This is a genomic window from Paraflavitalea soli (assembly GCF_003555545.1).
GTDB classification, from domain to species: Bacteria; Bacteroidota; Bacteroidia; order Chitinophagales; family Chitinophagaceae; genus Paraflavitalea; species Paraflavitalea soli.
In genome coordinates this window covers 1,227,292-1,250,874 of sequence record NZ_CP032157.1, presented here as the reverse complement: position 1 = coordinate 1,250,874, position 23,583 = coordinate 1,227,292, and the positions used below count along the sequence as shown (strand labels likewise).

Here is a 23,583-nt window from a genome sequence, read left to right as displayed (position 1 = left end):
TGCTATGTCTACGATCAACAACCAACCGCTTAATAAATTATCCATTTTCTCGCTGAAGGGTGTACAAATGCGCACCTTCCACATCACCTGGCTCACCTTTTTCTTTTGCTTCTTTGCCTGGTTTGGCATTGCCCCTTTAATGCCTTTGGTCAGTGAGCAACTGCATTTGACAAAGGCCCAAAAAGGAAATATCGCCATTGCTTCTGTATCTGCTACCATCATTGCCCGCCTGCTGGTGGGCCGCCTGTGTGATATCTGGGGGCCACGTAAGACCTACACTTTATTGCTGATACTATGCTCCATTCCCGTTATGTTGATCGGGCTGAGCCAAAGTTATACGAGCTTTCTTATTTTCCGGCTGGCGATCGGCGTGATCGGCGCATCTTTTGTATTGACGCAATTCCATACCTCCGTCATGTTTGCTCCCCAAATAAAAGGCACCGCCAATGCGGTAGCTGGTGGCTGGGGTAATACGGGTGGCGGCGCCACACAGATCATCATGCCCCTGATCGCTGCAGCCTTTGTAGGACTGGGTTGGGTGAGCAAGGAAAACAGCTGGCGCCTGGCCATGGTGATTCCCGGTATCTTATTACTGGTGATGGCTTTCCTGTATTTCCGTTATACCAAGGATACGCCACAAGGCAATTTTGATGAAATAGAACGCAATACAGGCAAGAAGGAAAACACTTTCCTGGTAGCTGCCAAAGATTACCGTACCTGGATTCTCACGATCGCCTATGCCGCTTGCTTTGGTGTAGAGATCACGGTAGATAATTTTGCCGCCACTTATTTCCATGATGAATACAGCGCCAGCCTGATCATGGCAGGCTTACTGGCCAGCATCTTCGGATGGCTCAACATCTTTGCCCGTGCCGTTGGTGGTATCATCTCCGATAAAGTGGGCAACCGTTTTGGTTTCAATGGCAAAGTAAACCTGCTCACGATCCTGTTGCTGTTGGAAGGTATTGGCATTATCCTGTTTGCCAAAGCAGGCAACCTGGGGGTAGCTATTGCCCTGCTGTTCTTTTTTGGGCTTTGCCTTAAGATGGCCAACGGGGCTACGTACAGCATTGTGCCCTTTATCAATCCCAATGCTGTAGGCAGTGTGGCGGGCATTGTAGGCGCCGGGGGTAATGTGGGCGCCATGTTGATCGGGTTTCTTTTCAAATCCATGAATTATGCCGATGCTTTCTTTTATTTAGGCACTGGTGTGTTTGTAGTGGGGGTTATCATTTTAGTGTATAGGCTGGTGAGTAAGCAGGAAGAAAAAACGGAAGCAACTGCTGTGCTCCAGGCTGCTAAATAAATCGAAGGGTGAGCCGCCTTCGAAAGGCGACCCACCCTTCGACACAGCTTCGACAACCCTTCGACAACCCTTCGACAAGCTCAGGGAGACATCGCTCAGGGTGACATCGTAAACGCTTCTGAATTCTATATTCTGGCTTCTATATTCTGTATTCCCATGACTGAATCATTCAAATCGACCTGTTGTTATTGTGGTGTAGGCTGCGGCATTGTAGTCCACAAGGAAAAGAATGGCAGCCTGCGGGTAGAGGGTGATCCCCATCACCCCGTGAATAAGGGCATGCTCTGCAGCAAGGGTATGAACCTGCATTACACGGTGATGGATACCAGCGACAGGTTGCTGTATCCTGAAATACGGTACAGCCGCCATCAACCACGCCAACGGGTTTCCTGGGATGACGCGCTGGAGCGCACGGCGGCGGTATTCAAAACGATCATTAAGAAATATGGTCCCGATTCAGTAGCTTTTTATGCATCCGGTCAATGCCTCACAGAAGAATACTATGTGATCAATAAACTGATCAAAGGTTTTATTGGCAGCAACAATATCGATACCAACTCACGCCTGTGCATGAGCAGTGCGGTGGTGGGATACAAAATGGCACTGGGAGAAGACAGTGTACCCATCAGTTATGATGATATTGAGCTGGCAGACTGTATCCTGGTGGCCGGGGCCAATCCAGCCTGGTGCCACCCGATCCTGTGGCGACGCGTGGAAGCAGCCAGGGCGGCTAACCCACACCTGAAGATCATTGTAAGTGATCCCCGTAAAACACAAACCTGCTCACTGGCCAATGTACACCTGCAGCTAAATCCCGGCACCGATGTGGTATTGCACCATGCTATTGGCCGTTGCCTGATTGAAGCCGGCCAGGTAGACCATGATTTTATTCAGCATCATGCAGAGGGATTTGAAAAGTATCAATACACGGTATTTGAACGCAGTATTGCAGAAGCGGCGGTGATCTGTGGCGTGGAAGAAGCTGATATCCGCCTGGCGGCCTCTTATATCGGCAAGGCCAAAGGTTTCATCACTATGTGGACAATGGGCCTGAACCAAAGTGTGATCGGAGTAAACAAGAACCTGAGCCTGATCAACCTCAACCTCATCACCGGGCATATTGGCAAGCCCGGCTCCGGCCCTTTCTCCCTGACGGGCCAACCCAATGCCATGGGAGGCCGTGAGGTAGGTGGTCTCTCCAACTTATTACCCGCGCACCGCGACCTGCTCAACCCGGCGCACCGGGCGGAGGTAGAAGCATTTTGGGGCGGCGGTAAGATAGCGCCTGCACCAGGACTTACGGCCACGGAGATGTTTGAGGCGTTGAATGATGGCCGCTTAAAAGCCATCTGGATACTTTGTACCAATCCATTGGTGAGCCTGCCCGATGCACGGCTGGCGGAAGAAGGATTGAAGAAAGCAAAGTTTGTAGTGGTGCAGGATATCAGCAATCGTCCGGAGACGATACCTTATGCAGATGTGGTATTGCCGGCTGCTGCCTGGGCAGAGAAAGAAGGTACGATGACCAATTCCGAGCGCCGCATCAGCTACCTGCAAAAAGTGGTGGATGCACCAGGTGAAGCCCTGCCGGATGCTGCCATCATCTGCCGCTTTGCCCAAAAGATGGGCTATGCAGGATTTGACTACAAGAACTTTGGGGAGATCTACCAGGAACATGCGGCATTAACGGCTGGTACCCGCATCGATATCAGCGATCTGAACTACGATATACTGAAAGAAAAACGCAGTGTGCAATGGCCTTATAGTAAACAGATCAATGGCCATGGTACACCGCGCCTGTTTGCTGATAAACAATTTTATACTCCTTCCCGCAAGGCCATCATCCATTCCTTTCCGGACAACAATGAATCGGAAATGCCGGATGACGATTTCCCGCTCATCCTCACTACGGGCCGTATACGCGACCAGTGGCATACGCTGAGCAAAACGGGTAAGGTGAATAAGCTAACCCAACACATTGCCGAAGCATTCCTGGAAATACATCCTGATGATGCCGCACGGCGTCAAATACGCGACCAGGAGGTGGTCGTGATCAATAGCCGACGCGGGGAAGTGCGGGTTAAAGCCAGACTCACTACGGATATTAAACCGGGGGTAGTATTCCTGCCCATGCACTGGGGGAAGGTCCTGAACAGCGACCTGAACCGGGCCAATAACCTTACCAATAACCTGGTTGATCCCAAAAGCAAGGAACCCGATTTCAAATTCAGTGCGGTACAGGTACAACGTTACCAGAAACCCCGGCAAAGGATCATCGTGATAGGGGCCGGCGCAGGCGCCTGTGGATTTGTAAAGAGCTACCGGGCGCTGAATACAGCAGATGAAATTGTGATCTTCAGCAAAGAGAACTATCCTTTCTATAACCGGGTGATGCTGCCGGATTATATCAGTGGCACGCAGGAATGGCACCAACTGGTAAAGATGACCGACCAGGAGGAATACGATTACAATATCACCCTGCATCGCGGCGTAAGCATCGAATATATTGACCGGGCCGCTAAAACGGTGACGGACAGCAAGGGGCATACGCATCATTACGACCTGCTGTTGATGGCTACGGGCAGCCGGGCAGCTATGCTCCGTGATATCCCTACCCTGCCAGGCATCTTTACCATGCGTAGCCGGGTAGATGCAGACAATTTCAAACAACACGTAAACCCAGCGAACGGGAAAGTGGTCATTGTAGGTGGTGGTTTACTCGGTATTGAACTGGCAGCCTCGCTGCGCGAGGTCAATGTGGAGGTAACGGTGATCCAACGGATCTCCAGGCTGATGGACCGGCAGTTGGACCCGCTGGGCAGCCAGCTATTACATGAAGAGCTTACGGATAAAGGCATTGACATTTATTACAATGATGAAATTGAGCGGTTCCTGGGCAATCAACAAATAGAAGGTATTCGACTCAAGAGCGGCCTGATGATCAACTGTCAGGCCATTGTGATGGCTATCGGTACGGTACCCAATATCGAACTGGCCCGTGCCAGCGGCCTGGATTGCAAACGTGGTGTGGTGGTGGATGAATACCTGCGCACCAATGATCCGCATGTATTTGCCGTGGGTGAGATTGCCGAATTCAAAGGATTCCTGTACGGTATTACGGCTGCTGCGGAACAACAGGCCGAGATCGTAGCACGCTACCTGGCAGGTGATATATCGAAATACTATGAAGGTTCTTTGCTAATGAATATCCTCAAAATGCACGGCACGGACCTTTGCTCACTGGGACTGGCAGAATGCCCGGCCGATCCGGGTTATGAAGAAGTAGTATTCATTGACAAAGCCAAGCGCTATTATAAGAAGTGTATCATCCACAATGACCGGCTGGTAGGCGCTATCCTGATCGGGGATAAATCGGAGTTCCTGGAATTCCGCGACCTGATCCAAAACAAGATGGAATTAAGCGACAAACGCTTACAGCTGTTAAGATCGGGCAAGAAAGGCGAACCGGTGATCGGTAAACTCATATGCAGTTGTGGTAATATCGGGGAAGGCAATATTGTGAACAAGATCAGGGAAGGCTGTACAGAGTTGAAAGCTTTGTGCCAGGCCAGCGGCGCCGGCCTGGGCTGCGGCAGTTGCCGGCCTGAAGTGCAGGCGCTATTGGAGAAACAAATGGTGAGTAGCGAGGAGCGAGTGGGTCTCATTACCCGCCACTAGCCATTTACCACCAGCCCGTATCAAATCAAAAGGTTCACTTTCATTATTAACACGACAAACTTTGAAATACACCTACACCATCAAGATCAACTTCCGCGGAGGCATCATCTCTCCCGGCGACCTGTTAAATATCCTCATTGCTGCCGGCAAAGCCGGCATTACGGATGTACGCTTTGGCCTGCGGCAACAATTGCTCTTTGACGTAGTGAATGAGGATTATGCAGTGCTGCAGGAACAACTAAAACAACTGGAAGTAGATTACGAAGTGGATGAAGACCGCTATCCCAATATTGTAAGCTCCTACCCTGCCGAAGAAGTGTTCATCAACCAAACCTGGCTCAGTGAAGGGGTATATAAAGATATATTCGACCTGGTGGATTACCAGCCCCGGTTAAAGATCAACATCTCCGACAGTAACCAGAGTTTTACACCGCTGCTCACCGGCAATATCAATTGGGTGGCTTCGGCCCAGGCGCCCCATTTCTGGCATCTCTTTATCCGTTTCCCACGTACCAATGTGGTGTATGAATGGAAAGAAATGGTATATACCAATGATGTAGCCCGGATGTCGAAACATATTGAAGCATTGATCTTTCAACATACCGACCTGTTCTTCGACAATGCGCAGGCCAATGGAGATACTTTGTTCCAACAAGTGAAAAGGGAAAGTTATATTACTAAAACAGCGGAAGCACCGGCAAAGTTACCAGCTTTTAACCTGCCTTATTATGAAGGACTGAACAGGTACCAGGACAAATACTGGCTGGGTATCTACCGGCGCGATGAGCTGTTCCATATAGGTTTTCTGAAAGATATTTGTCGCCTATGCCTGCAAACCAAGACCGGACAGTTGTGCTCCACCCCCTGGAAATCATTGATCATTAAAAACATTACAGAGAAAGACCGTCACCTGTGGAATAACCTGCTGGCCAAACACCAGGTGAATGTGCGCCATGCTGCCAATGAGCTTAATTTCCAGGTAGAGGACAATTGCCTGGAGGGGTTAAAGCTCAAGCGCTACCTGCTCAAACACCTGAATGATGAGGACACCCGCACTTTTGGTATTTGCATCGGCATTAAAACAAGAAGGAAGAGCGAAGTATTCAGTAGCCTGTTGGTAAGGCGCAGGCCCTTGCTCACCATTGCTGGTATTGAGCTCTTCTTCGTATACGATATTCTCTGTGCGCAGGACTTCAACCCCAATGCACGGACAGGCTTTGTATTCAGCAGCGGCAACCCCAAGGTATTATTGGCAGAACAATTGCGCCGGGCCATCCTCTTGTATTACCGGCAGCAGCTGGATAGCATCACCGCTTCAGAAAAGGATGCCACCCCCAAAAAAGAAATACCTGCTGCCAGGGAGCAGCAAGCAGTAATATATCAGTGCAAACACTGCCTTACCGTATACGACGAATCATTTGGCGAACCGGGCAATGGCATTCCTGCCGGCACCCCTTTTGCCGCCTTAGCTGCCAGCTATTGCTGTCCTTTATGTGAAGCAGAGAAGAAGGATTTTATAGCAACAGGCAAACCCGGGCTGCAATTACAACCCGCTTAGTTCCCCGGGAGAATTAAAATTGCGGAAATATTTTTCCTGTCCGGGCTGTAGGGGTATGGAAGATACCGCCAGGTGACTGAGCATGAATTTTATGCTGTGTTTTGTGAGCTTGCTGCTGTGGTAGCGATCCAGGGTGTCGGCCAATGCTCTTGCGGTATAAATAGCACAAAGCGGTTCGGGTTCTCCATGATTGGTAAACAGGTAAACATCCTCCTGGCTGCTTTTGTAGGCAGCAACCAGTTTTTCCATCATACTATTTTCCATCAGGAGCATATCGCAGGCCAATACAAACAAGTCTTGCTTTGGAAATCGCCTGTGCACACTTAACAAGCCAGCCAGGGGCCCCCTGATGGCCAGGCCCTCATTATCTTTCAACAATTGCTCCACCCTGAATTGGGCCTGGTACTCCGCATGTTGCTTTGCATTCACAGAAATAACAACTGGTATCTGAAATACAGCCAGTTTATCCAGGGCTATTTGCGCCCACGTTTTCGTTTCCAATCTGATCAATCCTTTATCCGTTCCCATCCGGGAACTTTCTCCACCTGCTAATACTACACCCAACATATTGCATTATTTATATTATGTACGGCGTAAAGCTAGACAAAACAATGGTAACTGCTCTTGTTATATGGAATATCTGAAAAATCGTTCGTAATTTAGATGATAGGTAGCCCTCATTAACCAGCGAAAATAAGTTGCCGCCATATGGGTATCAAAGAGAGAAAAGAACGCTCCAAAGCAAAGGTCCGTGCGGACATCCTCAAGGCTGCATTATTCATTATCAAAACGGAAGGAACCCAGGCGCTCAGTATGCGCAAAATTGCGGACAGTATCGAGTATGCCGTTCCGGTGATCTATGAACATTTTGAAAACAAGGAGGCCATCCTGGTTGAATTGTGCCGGCAAGGTTATGCTGAACTCATCAAACAAATCATCAAGAAAGATAAAGACAAGACAGCGCCCCGGGAAAAACTGGAAGTGATCACGTATGCGCTCTGGAATTTTGCCACGAAAGAACAGGAACTTTACCAGCTTATGTATTCCATAGGTATTGGCTGCAACAATGTAGAGAAAACGTTTCCGGAACTTTGCACCTTTAATCAGCTGGTAAAGGACGGGCTCAGCACATTACCCCCAAAAGGCAAGCTTGCCGGGGACATGCTGCAATGTAAATACCTCAGTTTTATCTCCATGGTACATGGACTCGTATCGGCCAACTACTTCCTGAAAGATATTGATCCCGCCACCAATCGTAAAGTACTCAAGGAATTTATTGACAATATGGTCCGGTCTCAAAAGGTGCCCCATTAGAAATTATCAAACCAGGTAAGGTCCCAGTTGTCTATCCACTCTATCACTACCCTCCCTTCTTTGAACTGCACCGGCAGCCAATGATAGCGGCTATCGCTCAGGTCTTTTGCGTTCCAGCGGTCGCCGATATAAATGAAAGCATTTTTTTTACCTGGTACGGGTAGAACATAGGTGGATTGACCGCCGAATGTTTTATTGGCTCCCGGTCCGGTCATAGGATCGCCCACGAGTTTCCAGGGACCAAAGAGCGAGCTGGCTGAATGCAGGCTGGCCTGGTTGGGCGCCCAACCCGTGCAACCACTGGTAATGAGGTAATAGAGATCATCCTTTTTAAACAATGCAGGCGCTTCACGTTGCCGCCGGAACAGGAGGCTGTCCTGCGTAGTGGATGAAAGGTAATCATCTGAAAGCCGGGCAATCCGCAGGTCCATGTTCTCATCAGAAGAATAGATATGGTATGCAACACCATCATCATCCACAAAGAGGTTCATGTCCCTTGCCATATTACCATTGGGACGGAAACTTTTCAGGAATTTATAAGGTCCCACAGGCGTACTGCTGATGGCCACGGCAGCACGCGCAGCGGCATACCCCTGGCCCCGCAACTCGAGGTGCACCCACATTACATATTGTTTGGTTTTGGAGTTGTAGATCACCTTGGGGCGTTCCATAAGACAGCCCAAGGCTATATCACTGGTAGTATCGGCAGATGGAGCGAGCGCCACACCTTCATTTTTCCAGTTGTACAGGTCTTTGGAAGAATAGACATTCACTCCTTCAGATTGACTGACGCCGCGTTTTTCGCCAAACCAGTACCATGTTTTATCCTGGTATAACAAGCCACCACCGTGTACATTCATCAACTGTCCACCTGTATCATACCAAAGTGCATTTGATCGGAAGGAAGCGGTTTGCTGTGATTGCGCATAGGTATTACCTGCGCCCAGACTTCCTGCCAGCATGCCAAGGACAATAATCATTCTTTTCATCGTCTTACTATATACTATTTGATTAAGTGATCGTCTTTATCGTCATTGGCAAGCAGGTTTATAATAGCAGGTCCAGGGCGCAGGCATTGACCATTGCAAGGGTACTATTGCTTGTAGTAGCTTAAGGATACGTTCTTTACTTTATAATAACTACCTGTATTGGGCATATTGGACACAAAACCGATACAAACATCCATAGCACTGGTTGTTGTAAATTCAATATACGGTTTGGCGCCAGCTGCTACGGTGGAAAAATTATAGTACCAGGTGGCTGTAGTGATGTTGGCAAAGTCGGGCATCGTGGTCCCCGCATTCACGGCTATATATTTTGTGCCGGCAGAGCCCAGCGCATCGACGGTAGCCAGAAAGCGCCATTTACCGGCATACGGCAGGTTCACTACCTGGTATATCTTTCCATTGGGAACAGCAGGCAATCCCCATCCGCCTTCCATGGATAACATACCTACCCCACTTCTTAATTCATATCCTCCATTTCCTCCGGAAGCATTTTTCACATCAGCCGACGATGTCCAATCGGCCAGGATGCCCCACCGGCTGCCATCCCAGGAAGATCGCTGAAAGGGATCGCCGTAGTTCTTTACTATTTGCGAGGTGAGATCAATCCAGGCTGCTCCTGAAACCGGCTGAAAAGTAGTATAAGCAGTAAAAAAGTTGTCAATAGAAGTGGAATCGGGCCGATACCAGGTACGAAAATTTATCAGGCTGCCGTATTGGTGGTTCAGCAGGAAGGTATCGGTAGTAGCCAATGGTATATTGCAGGATGCACTGTCGCCATTGGTAGTCAGGTAGCGCACTTCTGTGTTGAAAACGCCGGTCGCTTTATCCATATTCACCAGGGTAATAGCTGTTTGAAGGTTGGATGTCAATGCGCTGTTGATGATCTTCCTGTTGATCAACGATTCCTGGTAGCGACTGCCATAGGAGGTAGCGTTCTTAAATGTAGAGATGGATCTGTTGCCCAGGGCATCGAAGGTCACGAATTCAAAGGTCTGTTCACTTTCGGGAATATTGGGAATGATCTGCTCAATAACTCCTCCAGGTTCTGTATGGGTAACAGGGAAGGTGATGGAATCAGCTTTCCCGCCCCAGTATACACGATACCCGGTAACCCGGGGATCCGGGTTCAAAAGGGCTTTGAACTTAACCCGGTTCTTTCCGGAGAACATACGCACGCTGTCGATCTTGCCTGTATAGGTAGTTTCTCCATTGCTTACGTACTTTTCCTTGTACTCATCCATTTTGGAACAGGCGTTTACCATTAATACTGCGGCAATAATACAAAGCAGCATTGCCGGATACCTGTAGACATATTTCATTGTAGGCATTTAAATTGTTTTAGGGTTATCGTGGGTCACCATATACCTGTACTTCCGACAAAGACTGGTAGAAACCTCCTGACCAGTTCTGGTTGCATTTGATCCTTATGTACCGCATTTTAGACACGTCGGCACGCAGGTCCCAGTTGAAGCCGGCCATACCTGCTGTGCGGTCTTCATTGGTAAGCTGGCCATAGGGAAGCCCGGAAGGTTTTACCTCTTCGCAGGCAGCCATAAGTGTCCAGTTGCTCCAGCTTCCATCAAGAGGCGGATTGGGGCTGGCCCATATTTCAAACTTACGGGGGTTCCCGCCATAGTAATAACCCCTTCCCGAGTTGAGGTACTCTGCATAATCCCAGATCACGATACGGCTGAGCTGTGTCAGCCTGCCAATCTCAAAAGTGATCACAGAAGGCATGCCTTCATCCTTGGTAATATTGCACCCCGGCCAGTGTTCCCAGTTTCCATCCCAAAGGTTGGCCACTCTGTTGGAAGCCCAGGCCGAAACGGCATCGCCAGGCAGGGTATACTCCCTGTAGTCACTTTTGGCAATAGCCGTTTCATAGAATGGCGTAATGGTTTGAAAAAGTGTGTCCGTACGGTTGAGGAAGCGGTCTCTCACAAAAAATGCCAGCTTTTTGGATAGGGTATCCATTCCCCTGATAGCGGTATTGATAGAATCTGTTGAAGTATATATACCATTAAAAGGGAACCACTGACCCAGTGAATCCTGGAGTATCTCAATAGCTATATTGAACCGGGCGGGGTTTTTCGTGATGACCCTGATGCCTGCAAAATCGGGCACTACTTTCATGGCCCTGAACACGCCCCAGATAGGGTTCTCCAAAGGCTTCACGGTAACCGTCACAGGTTCTGAAGCTACTTCCGCTTTGTTGACGGCATATACTTTTACCTGGTGTTCGAGGGTGTCCCCAAATCCATCGAGTATGAGCTGGTTATCGTATACACTGGCTTTTACTTCCCTTGATTTTTCTGAAGCCAGGTCATATACCGCTTTTATGTAAGCAATGTCTGCAGCATTGGGTAAGGTATAAGTAAGAATGGCTTTGGCGCTGTCATTTCTCACTGTTACATTGGCGACCTTAGCCGGCGTACCCTTACTGGGCGTCAGTGGTGTATTGGAGTCCACTTTGGAGCATGACCAGGCAAAAAGCCCTATGCTGAAGGTGAGCAATGATAGGTTGAGAGATTGTTTCATACCGTCATTTTTTATATTGATAAGATTTACCATCCCGGGTTTTGAACGAGGTTGGGGTTTACAGACAGGTTGCTCAGGCGAATGGGCCAGAGGTAATCACGTGGCGCTATAAACCGCTGCTGGAAAAGGGTCCTTACGAGGTAATAGCTATCATCGGTGGTGCCGCTGATGGTCCATCCTCTTACAGGCTGGTTTAATTCGTAGGCGGCATCTTTCCACCGGCGCAGATCCCAGAACCGGCTGCCTTCAAAACACAGTTCAATAGCCCTTTCCCGTTTGATGATCTCACGCAGGCCGGCTTTGGTGGTATATTTTGCAGGATTGGTAGAATAATTGGTCCATGCATCCTGGATGGTGGCTACACCGGCCCGGGCGCGTATCTTGTTGAGGTAGCTGCAGGCCTCTTCCGTATTGCCGGTAGCTTCATTGACCGCTTCGGCATACAAAAGATACAGGTCTGCGAGCCTCACTTCCGGCCATTCATAAGGCCGTACGGTCACCCCGCTGGCACTGAAGGAAAAGTTCCAGTCAACCAGCTTTTTGATAAAGTAACCTGTTTGATTGATCCCACCGCCTATATCCGTACCACCGTACTGGTTGGCTTTTGCCTTCAATACATAGGTACCGGAATCAGACTGGGTAGGACTGCTATACAAATACCAGACACCCCCGTCAAAGCAAAGGTTGGCATAGAAACGCGGTTCCCTGTCGAAATTGAGCCTCGCTGTAACGTATCCGGGATTAATGATATAACGTTCGCTGTCTACTGCCATCCGGGTAGCGTACCTGTTCTCAAAATTCAATGTCTTATCTTCTGTAATGGGTACGCCATTGCGGGTATAAAAGAGTTCGGCTGTTTTCATGGTAGCGCTGAACATCGCCCGGAGGGTGGTATTGGAAGCAACGTCGCTGCTTAGCCTGGCCATACAGGTAGTTTGCAACCTGTTGGCCAGCCGGCCGGAGTTGCCCCATATTTTTTCTGCATTCCATCTTTCACACACCGCCTGGCGCACATTCATCTGGGTGATGGTTTGCTGAGATAGCTTGAATGATGATGGGGGGAAATAGTACAGCATGGCGCCGTTTTGCGTTGCTATGTCTATGGCTTCCTTGCAGGCCTGTACAGCCCTTGTCCATTTGCTGTCATCAGCCGCCGCAGCATACAGGGCTTGCCCACTGGTGTTTTTGGAAGCAGCGAGGTCGCCGTTGCCATTGAACAAGGGGCTGGCGGCCGTAACGAGTACACGGGCTTTAATGGCTTTGGCTATGGGACTGGTAATGCGTCCCTGCTCATTGTTCCTGTCGGCAATAAAGGGAGGAAGCACAGTGGCTGCTTCGTCGAGGAGGTTCACGATGTAATTAACGCAACTGTCGAATGGTACCCGGCTTACTTTCACTTCTTCCGGCTTGGCCGATACGGAGATGTTTACATCCACCAACGGAATGGCGCCGTACATGCGCAACAGGAGAAAATGATAATATGCTTTCAGGAATTTGACTTCAGCCAGCCATCTTTCGCGTTCGGGCAGTGAGAGATCGGGCACTTTGCGAAGATCTGATACATTTTCGATAAAGATGTTACATTGCCGGATAGCCTCAAAAGCTTTAATACCATAGCGGTCGCCGTCCCAGTAATTCACATACGGTCTGTTGCTGTTCTGGTTGCCCCGGCCGATTTCCCAATTCCAAAGAGTGGCGTCAAATTCACGGTATTCCAATGGAAACCATATTTCATCGCCGCCGAGAAATCCCACATTCGATTGCGGGTCGGTAGAACCCGGCAGGTAGGAATAGCAGGTGAACAGGAACTTCTGCGCTTCGTTGCGCAGGGTAAATGCGTAATCAAGGGTTGGTGAATTATCCGGCACTATGTCGAGGTACTTCTTACAGGAGGCCAGCAAGCAAGCGGAACAAACAATAAGAATGGAAATATATTTATGCTTAAACATGTTCACAGTTTTAGAGGTTGAAGTTGATGCCCACATTAAACACCCTTTGCACGGGATATCCGAGTCCGTTACCCCCCATTTCAGGATCCCACATATCAAACTCGCTCCATACAAAAAGGTTACTGCCGTTCACATAGGCCCTGGCGGTTTTAAATCCTATCCGGTGCAGGAATGTTGAGGGAAGTGTATACCCCAGTTCCAGTGTCTTCAACCGCAGGAAAGCCCCATTCCTCATCCACCAGGTGGAGGTTTGGTTATTGTTGGCTACGAAGTAATTGCTGAGGCGTGGCCAAAAGGCATAGCTATTTCGTTGGTCCTCGCTCCAGTGGTCATTGGCAATGACTTGCAGGAGGCCGTTTTGCGAGCCGCCACTGCGCACAAAGGGTGAAATATTCTGCGGATTGATAAAGAAGGATGATCTGGCCGATCCCTGGAAGAATGTGCTCAGGTCAAATCCCTTGTGACCAACGGAAAAACCAAATCCATAAATGATCTCCGGAGTAGTAGGATAGCCAATAGGCACTATATCGTTGCTGGTGATCTGTCCGTCACCGTCCATATCATGGTATTTGATATCGCCGGCCATTACATCTCCATAGGATTGTGAGGGCGAGTTGATCACTTCCTTCTGATCATAAAATAATCTTTCGGCAATCAGCCCGTATACCTGCGAAGTGGGGCGGCCTGCGTGGAGTAAATGCGCCAGGTTGCCGGCATAAGCAGGTTCATCATATACCAGTATCCTGCTGGTGGCATAGGTGAAATTGCCCCTTGCCTGCACCCACCAGCTCCTGTTGATGGTTTTATCATAATTGAGCATGATGTCCACACCTGTACTCCGGGCTTTTCCCACATTGGCCGAAACGCCTGCCTGCAGGCCCATGGTAGTAGGTATATAAGAACGGGCCATCAATATTTGTGAGCGAATGTTCCTGTAGGCATCCACTGTAAGCGTAAAGTCCTTGTACAGGGTAAGGTCCATTCCAATGTTGAGCTGTTTTGATTTTTCCCAGGTAATATCCGGGTTGGCATATCGTGTCAGTGAAATACCCGGCCGGCTGTATCCGTAATCGAGGCCGAAAGTATACCTGTAATCATCATTGCTCATGTTGGCGCTGGACAGGTAGAAGAAACGGTCGGTGGCGCGGCCTATCTGATCATTTCCGACCAGCCCGTAAGTACCGCGCAGTTTGAGGTTGGTGATGATCTTGTTAGCTGGTGCGAAGAATTTTTCATTGGAAACATTCCAGGCAAGTCCAAAGGAGGGGAAAAAACCAAAGCGGCTTTTGGCATCAAAGCGCTCGGAACCATTGTATCCAAAGTCAATTTCGGCCATATAACGGCTGTCGTATCCGTATGTAAAACGGCCTGATACGCCGAGATTGCGGGCGGGCAGGCTGGCTTCGAGGCTGCCGGCATTGCCATTGAGGTAATTGCGTACAATACCTATCACCATGCCCGAAACTTCATGTACGGTATTGAAGGTATGGTTGTAATTAAGCGCACCTTCCGTATAGAATACACTGTTCACCATTTTATACCCTTCATTATAGCTCAGAAATTCGGTGCCGGTTGTACCTACTGATCCGGTGCTGCCATCGTTGAGCACCAGCAGGCCCGAGACCGTCTTGTCGTCGAGGGTCATGGCACTGTAATAGAAAGGATTGTAATTCCTGCTCATGTCGAAATAAGCATAGCGCTTTGTATAGGCCATGACCCTGGCCGACAGGCCTGGTGCAATGCCCGACAGGTCTTGTTTTACTTCCACCTGCGCCTGCAGGGTAGAAGAATTTATTTGCGAATAGCCCGACATCATGGAGGCATAAGGATTGGCGTACAGCGTACCGATAGTGCCGGGAATGACGCGGTTGCCAAACAATGGATGGTTGATATGTGGCAGGTATTCCCGGGGATAGATGGCCGGAAACATAACCGGATTGGACCAGATAGCCTGGTTGAATACTTTCTGCCCACCGTTGGCCATCCTGCCATCTTCCTGACGGTCGCCGATCGGCCCATTGTAATCATCAAACTGTCCGTACAACCTGATGGAAGCTGTAGTGGTAGCGGTAAACCGCAGGTCAACATTGGACCGGATGGAATAGTTGCGGAGTTTGATATTGTTATCAAAACCATTCAGCGAGTTTTGCTTTAACAGTCCGTTGTCCACATTATAAGTACCAGCCAGGTAATAACGCGCTTTGGGACTGCCACCACTTAAACCAAAATTGTAACGCTGGTTCATGGTATAATCCTTGATGAGCATATCAATCCAGTTGTTGTTGGGGTACAATAAGGGATTGTCGCCAGCGATGGTGCGGTTGATCTTGGTTTGGGAATAAGGCAATCCGCCGGGAGAGTTTCTTGTTAAGGCTGCCTCATTGGCCAGCTCCATGTAGGTGATATTGTCGGTAAGCTTGAAGTTGCGGGTATTGGTGGATATAGAGTTTTCAATACGGCCTGTAAAGGAGGTAGCGCCCGCCACCCCTGATTTTGTGGTAATGATCAGCACACCGTTGGCGCCCCTTGCTCCATATACTGCGGCAGCGGTAGCATCCTTCAACACAGAAAAAGTAGCGATGTCGTCGGGCTGAAGCCGGGCCAGGTCGGTATTGGATGATTCGACACCATCAATCAATATCAGGGGATCTACTTTACCGGCGCCAAAAGAGCCAAGGCCGCGTATAAAGAAAGAGGCATTGTCTGCACCCGGTTCCCCGCTGCGCTGGTAGGCTACCACCCCCGATATGCGGCCGGCCAGCATATTGGTAAGATTACTGGTAGGACCTTTGAGTTCTTTGGGCTCCACACTGGTAATGGAACTTACCATACTCGTTTTTTTCTGGGTGCCAAAACCCACACTCACTATCACCGTTTCGAGGGCTTTGTTATCAGGGAGTAGTTTTACATCTATTTTACTATTTCCTTCAATGGCCTGCTCCCAGGATTGATAACCCACATAGGAGAATACCAACACGCCATTGGCAGGAACTTTTATGGAATAAATACCGCCCTTGCCCGATTGGGTGCTTTTGGCAGGATTGTTCTTCAGGGATACCGATACTCCTTCGAGGGTGGCAGAATCGCTTCTTATTTTGCCCGACACCGTAATTTCGGACTGGGCAGCAGCCCCAAGATTGGCAAAAACGAAAAAGAGCAGGAAGAAAAAACAATAACCTCCCTGGCCTTTTAACCGGTGTTTTCTTGTCATAAGTCAGTTGTTTGGGATATAATTGTGAGAATTGCCCTGCAAAATGCCCCTAAGTATGCTTGAATTATGGGGGGTAAATCGCCAAATAGCATGGTCAAAATGGTAATGGGCGTTTTTTAATAGCTGCTGGGGAGGCCATCTTTCTTCATCCCCTGGATCACCATCACATTCGTGATATACAGCATTTCTGCACCGGTATCTTCATTGGCCCCGTTGATACCGTAGGGCCAGAAATGCTGCGTGTCGCCCTTGAGTGCATCGGTGGGATTGCGGGTCATAAAGCGAAGCAGTTTGTTAGCCTCTGTACCCTGGTATACCCCGCCTATGATCAGGTTGCTGGTCCAAAAGGTATGCTGGCCCACTCCTACAGCATGCGCCATTTCGTGCAAGGCCGTGCCGGTGCGTTGGTACCCCGTATTGGAGCCTACTCTTATATTGCCGTTAATACTGGCATCTGCCGTGGGCACTCCCGGATTGTAGGTCACATAAAGCGTCTTCGTAATGGAAGTGAAATTGTTGTAATAAGCCACCGCCTCGTCAAAAGCCGCTTTGATCCTTGCATAGGCAGCGCTCTCCTCGGCTGTAGGATTGGGGCTTTGGGCGAGGGTATAGGATACATTGCCCCTGGGGATGGTTGCCACTTTTACATTGCTGCCATAGGCCGTGGCGCCGTACGAATTGGTACTGTAGGCTCTTATATAATAGGCGGTAGCGGGCTCCAACCCGTTGATGCGCAGGAAAAGCGATTGGTCTTTGCCTGCTGATGCCACTTTAGTATCGGCAATGGTGGGATTGGTATTCTTGCTGATGCAGATGCCTGTTTCCTTAAGCCCTATACCCCTGGCATCAATTACTTTACCGGCTACAAACAAGGTGGTGACGCCCGGGGCAAACAGGGTATCGGTAAACATCTCTGCCACCGGCACTCCTGTGGTATTCAACAACACATCGGGTGTATAGGCGGTGCCTTTACTATTGGTGGCGTAACCCCGCACATAATAGGTAGTATTGGGCTCCAACGTTTTCAATTCGGCAGTAAACTCGCCGCTGCTCCTGTAACTGATGGCAGTAGTCTTATTTTCAGTAGGATTGGCTGTTTTTCCCCAACAGATGCCCCTGTCGGTGATAGTTCCTCCTCCTTTGCTGGTTATTTTACCAAAAAAACTGGCCGTGGAGGTAGTGATGCTGCCCGTACTATCTGCAACAAGGGTTGGCAATGATACTGCCGTGGCAGGCGGGGTATCTGTACTGCTGTCACGGCTGCTTTTGCTGCAAGCCACTACACACAGGAATAGGGGCACGGCTATACAGGGCAGGAGAATAACACTTTTCATGATGGTTGTTTCCTGCAAAATGCACCCGGTGTGTGCACCCTTATGGGGGACAAATAGTCAAAAAACAGGGTCAGAATGGTAATTCAGGGCTGAGGCCTTTCTTTTATTGCCTTCTCATGCACTTTGTAATTCTTTTGAAAGGCCTTGTGGTATTTTTTCCTGTACTCAGAAGGGTTCATGCCAAACAGCTTCGCAAACTGAATACGGAAGTATTTGCCGTCAGCTATTCCTACCTGGAAGGCGGCTTCATTCACATTGCAATCAGAACTTATCAATAGTTCGGCCGCCTTACGTAACCTGATAAACCGGATAAAGCTGTTGATGGACTGGCCCGACACCTGCTTTACACGCTTGTACAGGTTGGAATGGCTCATCCCCATTTCTTTGGCAAACAGCTTGATCGAAAAATCATCCCGGTCAATATGCGCTTCGACTGTTTCAATACATCTTTCCAGGAATACCTTATAGTCTTCTGAAATGATCAGATCATTCTTGCGCAGCGTGATCTCGTTATAAAAATATTTCTGCAGGTTGTTGCGGATCTTCAACAGGCTGTTAACCCTTGCCAGCAACAATTCCCGTTCAAAAGGCTTGGTAATGTAGTCATCGGCGCCGCATTCCACCCCTTTCAATTTTATTTCGGCCGATGAGCTGCCTGTAAGCAGGATCACCTGGATATGGCTTAGTGCCGGGTCCTCTTTGATGGCGGTACAAAATTCAATACCCGTCATTTCATTCATAACAATATCGCTGATGATGATATCGGGCATATGCTGTTTTGCCAGTGCCAGGCCTTCCCTGCCATTGTCTGCTTCAAAAAGCGAGAAGTTTTCTTTGAATACCTGCCGCAGGTATTCTCTTATACCTTCATTGTCATCCACCAGCAGCATGGTATGACCGCTGGTAATAAGGGTATCCATGCTGGTATCTCTTTGCGGAAGCGTGTCTTTTGCCGGTACTTCCGGTAGTGGGATTGCTTCCTGCGTACTCAGTTCTTCCAGCATGTTTGACTTCTGTATGGCCACGCCATCCATCTGCCGGGGTCCCAAATGCGTTAGCCCTTTCAGCAGGCTGATGAAGAAAGTGGTGCCCTCTCCCGGTCTTGTGGTATAATCAAGCCGGCCTTTATGGGCTTCCACAAAACTTTTGGCCAGAAAAAGCCCGATGCCAAAACCTGCCTTTAAGGAGGAGTTATGTTTGGACTGGTAAAATCTTTCAAAGATCCTTGTTCCTACTTCATCTGGTATGCCGCAACCTGTATCTTCCACACTGAGTTCAATGGTACTTTCCTGCTCTGCCAGCCGCATCCAAATAGAACCACCTACCGGGGTAAACTTCATGGCATTGGAAATAAGATTGAAAATAGCAATCTCTATTTTTTCTCTGTCGGCATATACTTCGATCTGATCTGCAGCGCTTTCAAACTGATAATTTATCTGCTGGCTTTTGGCTTGTTGGGTAAAACAAAGAAATACTTCTCTGCACACATGGGTGAGGTTGAGCTTTACCACCCGCAGGTCGTCCACGCCGCTTTCTGCCTTTTTAAACAACAGCAATTGATCTACCAGGCTAAGCAGGCGCTTGCTATTGCGGTACACCATTTTCATTTCCGCATGTTCCGGTCCGGTATCCGGCTTGAATAAAAGATCCCTGATAGGATTGATGATCAGTGTGACGGGGGTTCTGAATTCGTGGGCTATATTGGTGAAGAAGTCGAGCTTGCGGCGGTTGATCTCAGTTTCCCGTTCGGCGTTGAGGTGAGCAAGCTTTATTTCATAAGCCAGTTGCGATTGCTTATTCTTATACCTGACATAAATACCAATCATGCCTGCTGTTATACCGGTATACAGCAACCAGGCCCACCAGCTTCGATACCAGGGCGGAAGCACTATAATCGAGATCACCCGTTCCTCATGACTCCAGACCCCTCCTCCATCCGTGGATCTTATGCGCAGTTTGTAATGTCCTTCATTGAGGTGGCTGTAGTTGGCGGTACGTATCTTGCCGCTATAATTCCAACCTTTATCCCATCCCTCCATATAATAGGCATATGAAACCTGGTGGGGGTTATTGAATTCGGGCGAAGCAAAATCTATAGAAAGCACGGCCTTGTTGTAAGGCAGCCTGAGTGCATCCAGCGTATACAATACCTGGCTCCTGGTAAATGTATTGTCCTGCGCCACCGGCACATTGTCAATACGCAGGTCAGTTATCAATACCTGAAGAGGTCTGTAACTAAGTGCTACGCTATCGGGATAAAAGAAATTCATACCTTTTAACCCACCAAAGAAGAACTGGCCATTGGAGGTTGCATAAGCCGCATTGTAGATGAATTGGTTGGATTGTAACCCGTCGGATTGGAAAAAATTCTTGAACTGATGGCTTTCCAGGTTCATCCGGCTCAAGCCATTGAATGTACTCAGCCACAGATGACCGCTATGGTCTTCCAACATATTCAGCACGGAATTATTAGCCAGGCCATCCTCTTCTGTAAAGGCCTTGAACCTGCCGGCAGCCTTATCAAACAACAACAATCCACTGCCTTCCGTTCCTACCCAAAGCTGTCCATTCCTATCTTCATGGATAATGCGTACCGGGTTTTCCGCCGCAAAGTATTCATGGCGCTTATTTACCCGGTCAATCTTTATCAGGGATTCAAAATTACCTCCCCATAGGTTGCCCTGGCGGTCTTCTGTGAGGCTAAGTATGTCTGCCAATTTCGTATCAAATACTTCAAAGCGGTTGGCCTGCCTGTTGAGGCGGAATAAACTGCCGGTCACGGTACCTGCCCATAATGTGTGTTCTTTGTCTTCGTAAAGGGTCCACACATTGAAATCATTGGTCCAGGCCACGCGGTTGAGACAGGGATAATTGATAAACCCACCGGTCTTTTTGTCGTACAGATCGATCCCGTTGCCATAAGTAGCCACCCATATATTGCCATCAGCCGTTTTTCTTATACAGGTTATGAGGTTACTGGAAAGGGAACTGTTTTCATGGGTAAAGTTATTGAACCGGTTCAGCCTTCGGTCCCAGATGCTGATACCGCTGCCATCGGTACCTATCCAAAGCCGCCCCTCATCATCCTGCGCAAATGCCGACACAAAGCAACCTGCCAGGCTATTGCTATTGGCAGGATCGTGGTTGAGGGAAGCAAAAATGCGTTTACCGTTACGGATACAATTTAATCCACCCCTTAAAGTGCCCACCCATTTATTGCCCTGCCTGTCTTTGTATAACGCCGATATGGATTTACTATTTAGCCTGGCCGACAATTCCTCCTTTCCCAATGGTATAAAACGTCCTTCGTTTGCATCGTCCAATGTTGTAATACCACTGCCATCGGTTCCTAACCAGATACTCCCATCCTCATTGGAGAGGAGACACAATACATTATCTCCACGACCCGATGTAGCGCCCCGGTTGGTATAGGTATTACCGGCCGGATTGTATTCATAGACATTGCGTCCCCACGCCATCCACAATTGGCCCCTTCTATCTGTTTCCATAAGCGAGCAACCCCCGATATAGTTATTGACAAGGGTTACCTTGTTGTTTTTATAATCATACTGACAGAGGCCTTTGCTATTTACAAAAACCCATACAATGCCATCTTTCGTCTTGCGAACACCCTGTACCTGGTAATTGTACACCTCCCCTTCCCTGCCATTGACAAACGGCACCTGGCTGACAATACCTGTTGCTTTTTGATACATTAAGAGCCCCTTGCCATTGCAGGCCATGAATATGTTGCCTTTTCCATCCGCAATCACTTCATTGGTGGGCATATCAATGAGCCCCCTGCTGCCATTTGTAGTTGTATCCGGATGATAGTAGACCAAAGAAAAACGTTGGGTGCTATTGGACCAGGTGCTCATTCCTTTTTTGGTGCCGATCCATAGGCGGTTCTCATCATCTTCGGCGATATTGGTTATCCTGTTATTGATCAGCGTGGACGAGTCATTCAGGCGGTGACGGTATACTTTAAAGTTGTATCCATCATAGCGGTTGATGCCATCATAAGTACCTACCCACAGAAAACCGAACCGGTCCTGGTATATGCAGGTAACAGAGTTGTTTGACAATCCATTTTCAATACCTATGTATTCAACGGGTGTAACGTCCTGTCCCATGCCCGGCAAGATCAACAGGACAGTATTTAAAAAAAGAAGGAATGTCTTTTTTAGCAGACAATAAGAGCCGGGGGTATTCAACTCCATTTTCACACGGGTTTAAGCTATCGGGCGCACCGTGCAAATAAATCATTTTTATCCGCATGGAATAGTCGGAAATTGCGTAGAAATAACCAATAAATAACATTTATTAATCCAAACTCATTCGTGGCGCATGCCCTCGGCCACGCGGAAAATATGCAGGATATACGGAAACAAGGCATCCATGGTCTCTGAAGCGCCTCGGGTAGAGCCCGGCAATGTCAACACCAGGGTACTGCCCATAAAACCGGCTACTCCCCTGCTCAACATGGCAAAGGGGGTGCGTTCCTGCCCATAGCTGCGGGCTGCTTCCATGATGCCAGGCACATTCCTGTCGAGCAATGGAGTAATGGCCTCCGGTGTTACATCACGCGGAGAAAGACCGGTGCCTCCTGTAAACAATACCAGGTGATAACCTTCATTACTCAGCTGGCTTGCTTTTTCCTGGATCACGGCAAATTCATCGGGGATGATCTCATAGGCGGCGGCTGACAGTCCATGCTGTTGTAATTTTTCTATCACCGCTTTGCCGGCAAAATCCTGTTTGCTGCCGGCAGCAATGCTATCAGAACAAACAATGACGGCACAGCGCAAAGAACTGGTACGGTCTTTAAAGTCTGACTTGCCGCCCTTTTTCGACTGCAGGCTGATGGAAGCTATTTCTATGCCCTTATCGATGGGCTTGAGCATATCATACATGGTGAGGGCAGTAACCGATGCGCCATGCATGGCTTCCACTTCCACCCCGGTTTTATAGATGGTATGCACTTCCACGGAAATGATCACCGTAAGGTCTTCAATGGCATAGGTGATGGCGGTATATTCTATTGGCAGCGGATGGCAATCGGGTATCACATCACTGGTCTTTTTTACGGCCAGCAAGCCAGCAGCACGGGCAAACTCAAAAACATCTCCCTTTGGCACCTTGCGCTCTTTGATAGCGGCGATGGTTTCAGGCTTTGATACTTTCAGGTGGGCTACTGCAATAGCTACCCTTAAACTGCTCACCTTATGTGTGATATTGACCATGCTTATTTATTTTCCTTCCACTGATGGGTTTCATTATCGAATATTTCCCTGCCCCACACAGGCAATTCCTGCTTGATGCGCTCCACTACTTCTTCGCAGGCAGCAATGGCTGCCTTACGGTGACCGGATGAGGTAAATACAAACAGACAGATATCGCCCGCTGCCACCCTGCCCAGGCTATGGTGGATGTGCATGCAGGTAAGCGCGTACTTGCTGAAGATATCTTCCCGGATAGCATGCATCTTTTTCAATGCCATTTCCTCATAGGTGGTATACTCAATGGCCACCACTTTTTGTTCATTCACTACATCGCTCCGCACCTGTCCCATAAAAATACTATGGGCGCCAATATCGGTCTTGGTGCTGTGCTTTTGGATGCTCTCTGCTACAAAGGCGGGAGCAATGGCTCCCTGCACAAATATGTTTTTGATCTTTTTCTCCATAG

Annotated in this window: 14 protein-coding genes; 4 read left to right on the top strand and 10 right to left on the bottom strand. The window is 48.8% G+C overall.

Going from position 1 to position 23,583, the window contains the following annotated elements:
• The first annotated feature begins 4 nt into the window (after positions 1–4).
• The 3 genes from D3H65_RS04725 to D3H65_RS04715 all read left to right on the top strand — a co-directional run bounded on the left by D3H65_RS04725 (position 5) and on the right by D3H65_RS04715 (position 6,542).
• Entirely contained in the window at positions 5–1,306 is a 1,302-nt protein-coding gene (locus D3H65_RS04725) for a NarK family nitrate/nitrite MFS transporter (protein WP_119049162.1), read from the top strand.
• 156 nt (positions 1,307–1,462) lie between these two features.
• The gene (locus tag D3H65_RS04720) at positions 1,463–4,984 is read left to right on the top strand and encodes a nitrate reductase (RefSeq protein WP_119049161.1); all 3,522 of its coding nucleotides are present in this window, start codon (positions 1,463–1,465) and stop codon (positions 4,982–4,984) included.
• 61 nt (positions 4,985–5,045) lie between these two features.
• On the top strand, positions 5,046–6,542 hold the full coding sequence (locus D3H65_RS04715) for a rubredoxin (RefSeq protein ID WP_119049160.1): 1,497 nt from the start codon (positions 5,046–5,048) through the stop codon (positions 6,540–6,542).
• Here the strand turns inward: D3H65_RS04715 and D3H65_RS04710 are convergent.
• The gene (locus D3H65_RS04710; RefSeq protein ID WP_119049159.1) at positions 6,528–7,109 is read right to left on the bottom strand and encodes a molybdenum cofactor guanylyltransferase; all 582 of its coding nucleotides are present in this window, start codon (positions 7,107–7,109) and stop codon (positions 6,528–6,530) included. The two genes, D3H65_RS04715 and D3H65_RS04710, sit on opposite strands and share 15 nt — an antisense overlap.
• A gap of 141 nt (positions 7,110–7,250) precedes the next feature.
• Here D3H65_RS04710 and D3H65_RS04705 point away from each other — a divergent pair, with 141 nt between their 5' ends.
• Positions 7,251–7,856: a TetR/AcrR family transcriptional regulator gene (locus D3H65_RS04705; RefSeq protein WP_119049158.1), complete on the top strand. Its 606-nt coding sequence runs from the start codon at positions 7,251–7,253 to the stop codon at positions 7,854–7,856.
• On the opposite strand, the gene D3H65_RS04700 is transcribed toward D3H65_RS04705, so the two are convergent.
• The 9 genes from D3H65_RS04700 to D3H65_RS04660 all read right to left on the bottom strand — a co-directional run bounded on the left by D3H65_RS04700 (position 7,853) and on the right by D3H65_RS04660 (position 23,581).
• Positions 7,853–8,845 carry a glycoside hydrolase family 43 protein gene (locus tag D3H65_RS04700; protein ID WP_170163499.1) on the bottom strand — a complete coding sequence of 331 codons (993 nt, stop codon included), beginning with the start codon at positions 8,843–8,845 and terminating at the stop codon, positions 7,853–7,855. The two genes, D3H65_RS04705 and D3H65_RS04700, sit on opposite strands and share 4 nt — an antisense overlap.
• Before the next feature lie 104 nt (positions 8,846–8,949).
• A complete protein-coding gene (locus D3H65_RS04695) occupies positions 8,950–10,182 on the bottom strand; it encodes a DUF4998 domain-containing protein (RefSeq protein WP_162915409.1) in 1,233 nt (410 codons plus the stop codon).
• 25 nt (positions 10,183–10,207) lie between these two features.
• Positions 10,208–11,401, bottom strand: coding sequence for a DUF5000 domain-containing lipoprotein (locus D3H65_RS04690; RefSeq protein ID WP_162915408.1), 1,194 nt, complete (start codon positions 11,399–11,401; stop codon positions 10,208–10,210).
• 26 nt (positions 11,402–11,427) lie between these two features.
• On the bottom strand, positions 11,428–13,350 hold the full coding sequence (locus D3H65_RS04685) for a RagB/SusD family nutrient uptake outer membrane protein (protein WP_119049155.1): 1,923 nt from the start codon (positions 13,348–13,350) through the stop codon (positions 11,428–11,430).
• 10 nt (positions 13,351–13,360) lie between these two features.
• Positions 13,361–16,561, bottom strand: a complete 3,201-nt coding sequence (locus D3H65_RS04680) for a SusC/RagA family TonB-linked outer membrane protein (RefSeq protein ID WP_119049154.1) — start codon at positions 16,559–16,561, stop codon at positions 13,361–13,363.
• 116 nt (positions 16,562–16,677) lie between these two features.
• On the bottom strand, positions 16,678–17,895 hold the full coding sequence (locus D3H65_RS04675; RefSeq protein WP_119049153.1) for a hypothetical protein: 1,218 nt from the start codon (positions 17,893–17,895) through the stop codon (positions 16,678–16,680).
• A gap of 83 nt (positions 17,896–17,978) precedes the next feature.
• Positions 17,979–22,115, bottom strand: a complete 4,137-nt coding sequence (locus D3H65_RS04670; RefSeq protein ID WP_119049152.1) for a two-component regulator propeller domain-containing protein — start codon at positions 22,113–22,115, stop codon at positions 17,979–17,981.
• Positions 22,116–22,229: 114 nt separating this feature from the next.
• Positions 22,230–23,138 carry a bifunctional molybdenum cofactor biosynthesis protein MoaC/MoaB gene (gene moaCB / locus D3H65_RS04665; RefSeq protein WP_119049151.1) on the bottom strand — a complete coding sequence of 303 codons (909 nt, stop codon included), beginning with the start codon at positions 23,136–23,138 and terminating at the stop codon, positions 22,230–22,232.
• 2 nt (positions 23,139–23,140) lie between these two features.
• On the bottom strand, positions 23,141–23,581 hold the full coding sequence (locus D3H65_RS04660; RefSeq protein ID WP_119049150.1) for a molybdenum cofactor biosynthesis protein MoaE: 441 nt from the start codon (positions 23,579–23,581) through the stop codon (positions 23,141–23,143).
• Between the last annotated feature and the right edge of the window lie 2 nt (positions 23,582–23,583).

What these genes read in the sequence shown, in the direction of transcription:
- D3H65_RS04725 (WP_119049162.1), top strand. Translation starts at nt 5, where the DNA reads ATGTCTACGATCAACAACCAACCGCTTAATAAATTATCCATTTTCTCG.
- D3H65_RS04720 (WP_119049161.1), top strand. Translation starts at nt 1,463, where the DNA reads ATGACTGAATCATTCAAATCGACCTGTTGTTATTGTGGTGTAGGCTGC.
- D3H65_RS04710 (WP_119049159.1), bottom strand. Translation starts at nt 7,109, where the DNA reads ATGTTGGGTGTAGTATTAGCAGGTGGAGAAAGTTCCCGGATGGGAACG.
- D3H65_RS04705 (WP_119049158.1), top strand. Translation starts at nt 7,251, where the DNA reads ATGGGTATCAAAGAGAGAAAAGAACGCTCCAAAGCAAAGGTCCGTGCG.
- D3H65_RS04700 (WP_170163499.1), bottom strand. Translation starts at nt 8,845, where the DNA reads ATGAAAAGAATGATTATTGTCCTTGGCATGCTGGCAGGAAGTCTGGGC.
- D3H65_RS04695 (WP_162915409.1), bottom strand. Translation starts at nt 10,182, where the DNA reads ATGAAATATGTCTACAGGTATCCGGCAATGCTGCTTTGTATTATTGCC.
- D3H65_RS04690 (WP_162915408.1), bottom strand. Translation starts at nt 11,401, where the DNA reads ATGAAACAATCTCTCAACCTATCATTGCTCACCTTCAGCATAGGGCTT.
- D3H65_RS04685 (WP_119049155.1), bottom strand. Translation starts at nt 13,350, where the DNA reads ATGTTTAAGCATAAATATATTTCCATTCTTATTGTTTGTTCCGCTTGC.
- D3H65_RS04680 (WP_119049154.1), bottom strand. Translation starts at nt 16,561, where the DNA reads ATGACAAGAAAACACCGGTTAAAAGGCCAGGGAGGTTATTGTTTTTTC.
- D3H65_RS04675 (WP_119049153.1), bottom strand. Translation starts at nt 17,895, where the DNA reads ATGAAAAGTGTTATTCTCCTGCCCTGTATAGCCGTGCCCCTATTCCTG.
- D3H65_RS04670 (WP_119049152.1), bottom strand. Translation starts at nt 22,115, where the DNA reads ATGGAGTTGAATACCCCCGGCTCTTATTGTCTGCTAAAAAAGACATTC.
- moaCB (WP_119049151.1), bottom strand. Translation starts at nt 23,138, where the DNA reads ATGGTCAATATCACACATAAGGTGAGCAGTTTAAGGGTAGCTATTGCA.
- D3H65_RS04660 (WP_119049150.1), bottom strand. Translation starts at nt 23,581, where the DNA reads ATGGAGAAAAAGATCAAAAACATATTTGTGCAGGGAGCCATTGCTCCC.